General features: G+C 61.3%; 11 protein-coding genes. 10 read left to right on the forward strand and 1 reads right to left on the reverse strand.

The window, feature by feature from the left end; translation table 11 throughout:
* Positions 1-484: 484 nt before the first annotated feature.
* The 10 genes from PMI23_RS16355 (at position 485) to madM (ending at position 8,391) form a co-directional block, all read left to right on the forward strand.
* The gene (locus PMI23_RS16355; RefSeq protein WP_007913683.1) at positions 485-850 is read left to right on the forward strand and encodes a DUF6124 family protein; all 366 of its coding nucleotides are present in this window, start codon (positions 485-487) and stop codon (positions 848-850) included.
* Positions 851-1,147: 297 nt separating this feature from the next.
* A complete protein-coding gene (mdcA, locus tag PMI23_RS16360; RefSeq protein WP_007913685.1) occupies positions 1,148-2,818 on the forward strand; it encodes a malonate decarboxylase subunit alpha in 1,671 nt (556 codons plus the stop codon).
* Entirely contained in the window at positions 2,818-3,687 is an 870-nt protein-coding gene (locus tag PMI23_RS16365; protein WP_007913695.1) for a triphosphoribosyl-dephospho-CoA synthase, read from the forward strand. Before mdcA ends, PMI23_RS16365 begins: the two co-directional genes overlap by 1 nt.
* Positions 3,687-3,986 carry a malonate decarboxylase subunit delta gene (locus PMI23_RS16370; RefSeq protein ID WP_007913697.1) on the forward strand — a complete coding sequence of 100 codons (300 nt, stop codon included), beginning with the start codon at positions 3,687-3,689 and terminating at the stop codon, positions 3,984-3,986. The genes PMI23_RS16365 and PMI23_RS16370 overlap by 1 nt, the downstream gene beginning before the upstream one ends.
* A complete protein-coding gene (locus tag PMI23_RS16375) occupies positions 3,979-4,830 on the forward strand; it encodes a biotin-independent malonate decarboxylase subunit beta (RefSeq protein ID WP_007913698.1) in 852 nt (283 codons plus the stop codon). Before PMI23_RS16370 ends, PMI23_RS16375 begins: the two co-directional genes overlap by 8 nt.
* Positions 4,827-5,612, forward strand: coding sequence for a biotin-independent malonate decarboxylase subunit gamma (gene mdcE, locus PMI23_RS16380; RefSeq protein WP_007913699.1), 786 nt, complete (start codon positions 4,827-4,829; stop codon positions 5,610-5,612). The genes PMI23_RS16375 and mdcE overlap by 4 nt, the downstream gene beginning before the upstream one ends.
* Positions 5,606-6,226, forward strand: coding sequence for a malonate decarboxylase holo-ACP synthase (locus PMI23_RS16385; protein ID WP_007913700.1), 621 nt, complete (start codon positions 5,606-5,608; stop codon positions 6,224-6,226). The genes mdcE and PMI23_RS16385 overlap by 7 nt, the downstream gene beginning before the upstream one ends.
* Entirely contained in the window at positions 6,223-7,143 is a 921-nt protein-coding gene (gene mdcH / locus PMI23_RS16390) for a malonate decarboxylase subunit epsilon (RefSeq protein ID WP_007913701.1), read from the forward strand. Before PMI23_RS16385 ends, mdcH begins: the two co-directional genes overlap by 4 nt.
* 65 nt (positions 7,144-7,208) lie before the next feature.
* Positions 7,209-7,625: a malonate transporter subunit MadL gene (gene madL / locus PMI23_RS16395; protein WP_007913702.1), complete on the forward strand. Its 417-nt coding sequence runs from the start codon at positions 7,209-7,211 to the stop codon at positions 7,623-7,625.
* A 1-nt stretch (position 7,626) separates the two neighbouring features.
* Positions 7,627-8,391 (forward strand): malonate transporter subunit MadM, encoded by a 765-nt coding sequence (madM, locus tag PMI23_RS16400; RefSeq protein ID WP_007913704.1) that lies wholly within the window; start codon positions 7,627-7,629, stop codon positions 8,389-8,391.
* 189 nt (positions 8,392-8,580) lie between these two features.
* Here the strand turns inward: madM and PMI23_RS16405 are convergent, their stop codons facing one another.
* Positions 8,581-9,501 carry a LysR family transcriptional regulator gene (locus tag PMI23_RS16405; protein ID WP_007913706.1) on the reverse strand — a complete coding sequence of 307 codons (921 nt, stop codon included), beginning with the start codon at positions 9,499-9,501 and terminating at the stop codon, positions 8,581-8,583.
* Positions 9,502-9,613 lie beyond the last annotated feature (112 nt).

Here is a 9,613-nt window from a genome sequence, read left to right on the forward strand (position 1 = left end):
GCTCCCACAGGGTTTTGTGTGGTTCACAGAATTCGAATACAACTCGGACACTGTGGGAGCTGGCTTGCCAGCGATGGGGCCAGTAGCACCAGCAAATTCTTACAGGCAAATCCTCAATTTCTGCAGTGCAATAAACACCCTTTAACCCCGTTGTTTAAAGACACTCTGTGTTACGGCTCCCTGGCCTACAAATCCTTGCGCCGCTGCCTACGCATGCACCAGAATCCGCCGGCTTGTGCGCCTTGGGCATGCTGCGTAACTTGATTCCGTCACTGATTTCCAGTGATCGGGTTTAGCAGCCCGTGGTTAATCTAAGGGTGCACATACATCATCGTCAGGCTCAGCGCCTGCATTCGATGGCGGCTGTGCGCAGGGCGCTTCGGCGCGCCGGCTTCCTTAGGTTCCCCGGTCTGCTAACCTGCGTTCAGCTGCCACCCCTTCTTTTAGCAGAGAAGCGGTTCCAGCTTTATTTCGGAACCTGAAGATGATTAAACCTACGCCTAACCCCCCGCTCACAGATCCCGCATCCCCCTACGAATCCCCCGACTCGAAGAAATTCCACGAAGCCGCCGAACGCGCCCTCGACCATTACCTCAGCCCGACCAACGCCGACCTGATGGCCACGCCCTACACACCGAACACGCTGTACATGGCCAACCCCAACGCCGACACCGAATCCCTGCTGGCTGACGCTAGCGAAACCCTTGGCTCGGCCACGGTGATGCTCAACAACCATGCGGCAATGGTCGAAGGTACGCATCGCAAGACTGTGCAAGGTATTGCGCAGGTAGTGATGGTGGCGGAGATGGCTGTTAACCGTTTGTTGGATAGGTTGGTGCCGACGGAGTGACTTAAAAGCTGACCCTCACCCCAGCCCTCTCCCGTAGGGAGAGGGGGCCGACCGTGGGATGCTCACAAGTTACGCCGACCTGAAAATACTGCTGTGAATCCATAATCGACTCGGTGTGGCAGGTCGATGTATGGCGCCAGACACCTCGGTCAGTCCCCTCTCCCTCCGGGAGAGGGTTAGGGTGAGGGCGGCTCTTGATCGTTACCCTGAGCGTAACGATTCACCACCGCGCTTGATTGATGCCCCCACCCCACACGCCTACCTTAGCTCCACGACAGCGAACCCCGTGGAGTGAGCATGACAACAACAATTTCCCCCGACTCGCGCTGGACGCGGCGGCGCGATGAGAAGCAGCGCCGCCTCGACAAGGTGCGCGGGCTGGCCGACGGTGTGGTGTTGCCCACCGACAAGATCGTCGCCGCGCTCGAAGCGCTGATTCATCCCGGTGACCGTGTGGTGCTGGAGGGCAACAACCAGAAGCAGGCGGATTTCCTCTCGCGCTCGCTGGCCAAAGCCGACCCGGAAAAGCTCCACGACCTGCACATGATCATGCCCAGCGTCGGCCGCTCCGAGCATCTCGATCTGTTCGAGCGCGGCATCGCCCGCAAGCTGGATTTCTCCTTCGCCGGCACCCAGAGCTTGCGCATCAGCCAGTTGCTGGAAGACGGCTTGCTGGAAGTCGGCGCGATCCACACTTACATCGAACTCTACGCGCGGCTGGTGGTGGACCTGATCCCCAACGTCGTGCTCTCGGCCGGTTTCATGGCCGACCGCGCCGGCAACATCTACACCGGCCCAAGCACCGAAGACACCCCGGCGCTGATCGAGCCGGCGGCGTTCAGCGACGGCATCGTCATCGTCCAGGTCAACCAGTTGGTCGACGACGTCAGCGAACTGCCGCGCGTCGACATCCCGGCTTCATGGGTCGATTTCGTCGTGGTGGCGGACAAGCCGTTCTACATCGAACCGCTGTTCACCCGTGACCCGCGCCACATCAAGCCTGTGCACGTGCTGATGGCGATGATGGCGATCCGCGGCATCTACGAAAAACACAACGTGCAGTCGCTCAACCACGGCATCGGCTTCAACACCGCCGCCATCGAATTGATCCTGCCGACCTACGGCGAATCCCTCGGCCTCAAGGGCAAGATCTGCCGCAACTGGACGCTGAATCCGCATCCGACGCTGATCCCGGCGATCGAGAGCGGCTGGGTCGAAAGCGTGCATTGCTTCGGCACCGAACTGGGCATGGAAAACTACATCGCCGCGCGGCCCGACGTGTTCTTCACCGGTCGCGACGGCTCGCTGCGTTCCAACCGAATGTTCTGCCAACTCGCCGGGCAATACGCCGTGGATCTGTTTATCGGCGCGACGTTGCAGGTCGATGGCGATGGCCATTCCTCGACCGTGACCCGTGGCCGCCTCGCCGGTTTCGGTGGCGCGCCGAACATGGGCCACGACCCGCGCGGTCGCCGTCACGGCACCCCTGCATGGCTGGACATGCGCCACGACGACTCGCAGCAACCGATGCTCGAACGCGGCAAAAAACTCGTGGTGCAGATGGTTGAGACCTTCCAGGAGGGCGGCAAACCGACCTTCGTCGAAACCCTCGACGCGGTCGAGGTGGCGAAGAAAAGCGGCATGCCGCTGGCGCCGATCATGATTTACGGCGACGACGTCACCCACTTGCTCACCGAAGAAGGCATCGCCTACCTGTACAAGGCGCGCTCGCTGGAAGAACGCCAGGCGATGATCGCTGCGGTCGCCGGCGTCACCGCCATCGGCCTGCGCCACAACCCGAAAGACACCGAACGCATGCGCCGCGAAGGCCTGATCGCCTTGCCCGAAGACCTCGGTATCCGCCGCACCGACGCCACTCGCGAATTGCTCGCGGCGAAGAGCGTGGCCGATCTGGTCGAGTGGTCTGGCGGCTTGTACAACCCGCCCGCCAAATTCAGGAGCTGGTAATGCACGCATTTAACCTGCAAGCGAAACCGCTGTCCCAGGCTGATCGATTGGCTGATCTGGCGGTGGACGCGCTGATCGACGAAGCCGATCTGTCGCCGAAACCGGCGCTGGTCGACCGTCGCGGCAATGGCGCGCACACCGATCTGCACTTGGGTCTGATGCACGCGTCGGCATTGTCGTTGTGGCCGGCTTTCAAAGAGATGGCTGAAGCAGCGGTTGAAATCGGTGAAGTCGATTCCTTGCGCGAAGCGATTGGCCGCATCGGTCGTGAAGGCGAGCAAGCCATGCTCACGACCACCAACGGCGTGAACACTCATCGCGGTGCCATTTGGGCGCTGGGATTGCTGGTGACTGCCGCAGCACTGGAACCGCAATCTTCCAGCGCCAACGCGGTATCTCTGCGCGCCGCGCGCCTTGCCTTACTAGATGACCGCTACGCACCAAAACCACTGAGCCACGGCGCCCAAGTCGCCCTGCGTTACGGCGCCCGTGGCGCTCGTGAAGAAGCGCAACTCGGCTTCCCTTCGGTGCTGCAACGCGGTCTGCCACAACTCAAACGCAGCCGCGCCAACGGCCACGGCGAACAGAACGCCCGGCTCGACGCCTTGCTCGCGATCATGACTGACCTGGCCGACACCTGCGTGCTCTACCGCGCCGGTGAAGAGGGCCTGCACGCCATGCAGTCCGGCGCGCAAGCGGTGCTCGACGCCGGTGGCAGCGCCAGCCTCAGCGGTCGTCGTCGCCTGCACGAACTCGATCAACAACTCATCGCATTGAATGCCTCGCCCGGTGGCGCCGCCGACTTGCTCGCCGCCACGCTGCTGCTCGACCGTATCGAGCGCGACGGCATCCTTCAGGGAGCGTTTTGATGGAAACCCTATCGTTTGAATTCCCCGCTGGGCAGCCGCCGCGCGGTCGTGCGCTGGTCGGTTGTGTCGGCTCGGGTGATCTGGAAGTGCTGATCGAACCGGGCCTGGCCGGCAAGCTGACGATCAATGTGCAGACCTCGGTCAACGGCGCGCAACTGCGCTGGCAGCACCTGTTTGCGCGGATGTTCGACGGCACCACGCCGCCGGCGATGGCCATCGATATCCACGATTTCGGCGCGACGCCGGGGGTGGTGCGCTTGCGACTGGAACAAGGTTTCGAGGAGATCGGCCATGACTGACAGCGCAGCGTTGCTCAACAAACACAGCTTCGTCGAACTCGGCGCGCGGCAACGGGCGCAAGCCCTGCTCGATGCCGGCAGTTTTCGCGAACTGCTCGACCCGTTTCAACGCGTCATGTCGCCGTGGCTCGAACTTCAGGGCGTGGTGCCGCAGGCCGATGACGGTGTGGTGATTGCCAAGGGCAGCCTCGACGGTTTGCCGGTGGTGATCGCCGCGATTGAAGGCGCGTTTCAGGGCGGCAGCCTCGGCGAAGTCGGCGGGGCGAAGATTGCCGGCGCGCTGGAACTGGCGGCGGAAGACAACCGCAAAGGCATTCCGACGCGCGCGGTGTTGCTGCTGGAAACCGGTGGCGTGCGCTTGCAGGAAGCCAATCTCGGGTTGGCGGCCATTGCCGATATTCATGCGGCGATTGTCGATTTGCAGCAGTACCAACCGGTGGTCGGTGTGGTTGCGGGCAGCGTCGGTTGCTTCGGTGGTATGTCGATTGCGGCGGCGTTGTGCAGTTATTTGCTGGTGACTCAGGAAGCACGCCTCGGCTTGAATGGCCCGCAGGTGATCGAGCAGGAAGCCGGGATTGAGGAATACGACTCCCGCGACCGGCCTTTCATTTGGAGCCTGACCGGCGGCGAGCAGCGTTTCGCCAGTGGTCTGGTCGATCGTTATGTCGCCGATGACGTGGCGAAGATTCGGCAGCAGGTCGGCGAATTGCTCCAGCAAGGTTTGCCTAAGCGATCTCGCAGCCAGCGCGCCGAATGGTTTTTGCAACGTCTCGGCAGTCTGAACACTGACCCGCAAATCGAACCGTCGGTGGTTCGCGATCTGTATCAAGGAGAGCGCTCATGAGCGGTTATTCGCTGCGCGGTTTGCACTGGTTCGACGCCTTGAGCGCGGGCGCTAAAAGTGTCGAAGGGCTGCCGCCATCGTTGAAGGTTGCCGACGCTGAGCTGGGGCGTTTTATCGCTGTGGTCGCTGATCCGGACAATCGTTTCCCGCGTGCTCGTAATGGCGAAGTCGGCTTGCTTGAAGGCTGGGGGCTGGCCAAGGCTGTGGATGACGCGATCACTGCTGATCGTGCCAAGACGCAGAAGCGCCCGATCATCGCCATCGTCGATGTGCCGAGCCAGGCTTATGGTCGGCGCGAAGAAGCGCTCGGCATTCATCAGGCACTGGCGGGTGCGGCGGACAGTTATGCCCGTGCGCGTCTGGCTGGGCATCCGGTGATTGCGTTGTTGGTCGGTAAAGCGATGTCCGGGGCGTTTCTCGCGCATGGTTATCAGGCCAATCGTTTGATCGCGCTGCGTGATCCGGGCGTGATGGTGCATGCGATGGGCAAGGCGTCGGCGGCGCGGGTGACGTTGCGCAGTGTTGAAGAACTGGAAGCGTTGGCCGCCAGTGTGCCGCCGATGGCTTATGACATCGACAGTTATGCGAGCCTCGGATTGCTCTGGGAAACCCTCTCGGTGCAGCAGATTGAGCAGCCAACCGCAGAGGATCTGGCGCGGGTGAACGAGTGCCTGAAGCAAGCCATCAGCGATATCTCCAGCGCTGATCTGAGCAATCGTCTCGGCGCGAAAAATCGTGCTGCTTCCAGCCGTGTTCGCGAACTGTTGAGGGCGCAGTGGTGAGCACGCCTCTGGCCCACGATCTGCTCTGGGGCATGACCCCGGCGCAGTTGCCGGCGGATGCGCCGTTGTGGGCAGTCGAGTCGCTGGCTGCCGGGCAACCGGTGGTGGTACGCCGCGCGTTCAGCGAAGAAGGTTTGGTCGCGGTCGGCGTGCGCGGTGTATTGCGCGAGCAGCGGTTGGCGGCGTTTATGGCGGTTGATTCGATTGCCTGTCGGGTCAGCCCCGAAGCGCTGTGTCACGTCGACTGCGAGCGAGATCTGCCGGTCATGCAGGCACTCAAACAACTGCGGCCAATGCTCGACGATTGCGGTTGGATCTGGGGTGTCAGCGGCAGTGTTGGGTTTGAATTGGCCAGTGGTTTTACCTCGATGCACGCGGCCAGTGATCTCGATCTGATTCTGCGTACACCGCAGCTGATCACGCGTAATCAGGCTCGTAAATTCGTAGAGATTTTTGATCAAGCCGAGTGCCGGATCGACATGCAGTTGCAGACGCCGTTCGGTGCTGTGGCATTGCGTGAATGGGCCAGCGGATCTGCGCGCGTGCTGCTGAAAAATGCCCATCAGGCTTGCCTGGTGATCGATCCATGGAACCCGCAGGAGCAGGCAGCGTGAGCAGTCTGCTGGTGTTCCCCGGCCAAGGTGCGCAGCAAGCGGGCATGCTTCAGCGTTTGCCTCGGGAATCGTTGGTCGAGGCCAGTGATGTGCTTGGTGAAGATGTTTTGTTGCTGGATTCCAGCGATGCGTTGCGCACGACAAGGGCGGTTCAGCTGTGCCTGCTGATCGCCGGCGTCGCTGCTTCGCGGCAGTTGTTGCAGGACGGACTGACGGCGGATTACGTCGCCGGCCTGTCCATCGGCGCTTACCCGGCAGCAGTGGTTGCGGGGGCGTTGAGCTTCAGCGATGCGTTGCATCTGGTCAGCCTGCGCGGCGAACTGATGCAACAGGCTTATCCACAGGGCTACGGCATGACCGCGATCATCGGCCTGCAATTATCCACAGTCGAAACGCTGCTGGCGCAGGTGCACAGCGAGGATGCGCCGGTGTATCTGGCCAACATCAACGCCGACAATCAGGTGGTGATTGCCGGCAGTGACAAGGCCATGCAAGCGGTGGCCGAACTGGCGCGCAGTCGTGGCGCCGGTCTGGCGAAACGTCTGGCGGTAAGCGTGCCGTCGCACTGCCCACTGCTCGGCGAACCGGCGCAAACCCTCGCCGAAGCCTTCGCCAAGGTCGAACTGAAAACCCCGAAAGTCACTTACTTGAGTGGCAGTCGCGCGCGTCCGGTGATCAAACCTGAAGCCCTGCGCGACGACCTCGCCTTCAACATGTGTCGCGTGGTGGACTGGCGCGGCACCGTGCAAAGCGCCTACGAGCGCGGCGTACGTTTACAGATCGAACTGCCCCCCGGTGCGGTACTGACCGGGCTGGCGCGCCGGGTGTTCGAGCAAGGCACGGTCACTGCCTTCGACAGTGCGCGTCTCGACACCTTGCAGGCGCTGTTGCGTGAGGAGGGTGGCCGCCAACTCTAAAACCGCCGACTCAAGCTTCGAACAACAAAAACAACATTCGACGATGCACTTTGAGGACTACAACAATGATTATTTACGGTGTGGCGCTGCTCGCGATCTGTACGCTGGCAGGGGTGATCATGGGTGACATGCTCGGCGTGTTGTTGGGCGTCAAATCCAATGTCGGCGGGGTCGGCATCGCCATGATCCTGCTGATCTGCGCGCGGTTGTGGATGCACAAGCGCGGCGGCATGACCAAGGAATGCGAGATGGGCGTCGGCTTCTGGGGTGCGATGTACATTCCGGTGGTGGTCGCGATGGCCGCGCAACAGAACGTTGTCACTGCGCTGCATGGTGGCCCGGTGGCGGTGCTGGCGGCGATTGGTTCGGTGGTGGTTTGTGGCTGCACGATTGCCTTGATCAGCCGCACGCATAAAGGCGAGCCATTGCCTGATGAACCGGCGGAAATCTCCCCGGTCGGCACGCCAGTAGGAGGCCGCTGATATGTGGGATCTCATCGAGAAAGGTCTGGAACACAATGGGCTGGTCACTGCATTCGCTTTTGTCGGCGTGATCATGTGGGTGTCGGTGGTTCTGTCCAAACGCCTGACGTTCGGCCGCATTCACGGTTCGGCGATTGCCATTGTTATTGGTCTGGTACTGGCCTGGGTCGGCGGCACCATGACCGGCGGGCAGAAGGGGCTGGCGGATCTGACGTTGTTCTCGGGTATCGGCCTGATGGGCGGGGCGATGCTGCGTGATTTTGCGATTGTTGCCACAGCGTTTGAAGTGCAGGCGACCGAGGCGAAGAAGGCTGGGTTGATTGGTGTGATTGCGCTGCTGCTGGGCACGATTTTGCCGTTCATTGTCGGCGCGTGCATGGCCTGGGCGTTCGGTTATCGCGATGCGGTGAGCATGACCACCATCGGCGCCGGGGCGGTGACTTACATCGTCGGGCCGGTGACTGGCGCGGCGATTGGCGCGACCTCGGATGTGATGGCGCTGTCGATTGCCACCGGGTTGATCAAGGCGATTCTGGTGATGGTCGGCACGCCGGTCGCGGCGCGCTGGATGGGCCTGGATAACCCGCGTTCGGCGATGGTGTTTGGCGGGTTGGCCGGGACTGTCAGCGGCGTTACAGCTGGGTTGGCGGCGACGGATCGGCGGTTGGTGCCTTATGGGGCGCTGACGGCGACGTTCCACACCGGGCTTGGCTGCTTGCTGGGGCCGTCGCTGTTGTTCTTCATTGTTCGCGGGATTGTGGGCTGAAGATCAAAAGCCCCTCACCCTAGCCCTCTCCCGGAGGGAGAGGGGACTGACCGCGTTGTTTTGGCGTTATACATCGACCTGAAATTTCTGAGTGGAACTCAGGCCTTGAAACCCTGGATATCTGCTCCCTTTCCCCCTCTACCCCTTGGGGGAGGGGGCTGGGGTGAGGGGGTAGCTCTTGATCTTGATCTAAATCCCAGCCTGGCGATTGGCATACATCCGACACTCCGCCAACAACGCCAGCAAATTCGGATCCCTCTCCTTGGCCTTCAAAAACACCACACCAATGTGCTGCTGCAACCGGTACTTCTCCTGCAACGGAATCAGCTTCACCCGGTTTTCATACACCGCCGCAATCCGCCCCGGCAGCAACGCATAACCCACCCCCGAGCTGACCATGCTCAACAGCGTGAAAATGTCATTCACCTGCATCGCCACCTTCGGTTCGAACCCCGCCTGCTTGAACACCCGCACACCATCCTGATGGGTCGCAAAACCCTGAGTCAGGGTGATGAAGGTTTCATCGCGCACTTCAGCCAGATCCACTTCACTGCGCTGGGCGAACTTTGAATCTGCCGGCGTGGCGAGGAAAATGTCATCGGAAAACAGGGGGATCTGCTCACAGTCCGGGTCGTTGATGCTGTCGTCCAGCGACACCAGAATCGCGTCAACTTCCATGTTTTTCAGCTTGTAGAGCAGGTCGATGTTCGAACCGAGGATCAGGTCGATGTTGAGCTCGCTGCGACGAATCTTCAGGCCCATGATCAATTGCGGTACGGTTTTCACTGTCAGCGAATAGAGCGAGCCGAGTTTGAAGCGTTCGGCGGAGAACCCGGCCGCTTCGCGGGTCAGGCGCACGCTTTCGACGACGTCGTTGATCAGCTTCTGTGCGCGTTCTTCGAGGACGTAAGCACTTTCCAGCGGTGTCAGGTTGCGGCCTTCGTGTTTGAACAGCGGACAGCGCAGGGCGCTTTCCAGCGAATGAATAGCGCGGTGCACGCTGACGTTGCTGGTCTGCAACTCGGCGGCAGCGCGGGCGAGGTTGCCGGTGCGCATGAAAGCGAGGAACACCTCGAGTTTTTTCAGGGTCAATTCTTCGTCGATCAGCATGGCGCGGACTCTTTTTGGAATGCGTCGATTGTGCCTTGAAGATCAAAAGATCGCAGCCTTCGGCAGCTCCTGCATTGGAATGCGTTCGAAGGTAGGAGCTGCCGAAGGCTGC

Source organism: Pseudomonas sp. GM24, from assembly GCF_000282235.1.
In the GTDB taxonomy this organism is placed as follows: Bacteria; Pseudomonadota; Gammaproteobacteria; order Pseudomonadales; family Pseudomonadaceae; genus Aquipseudomonas.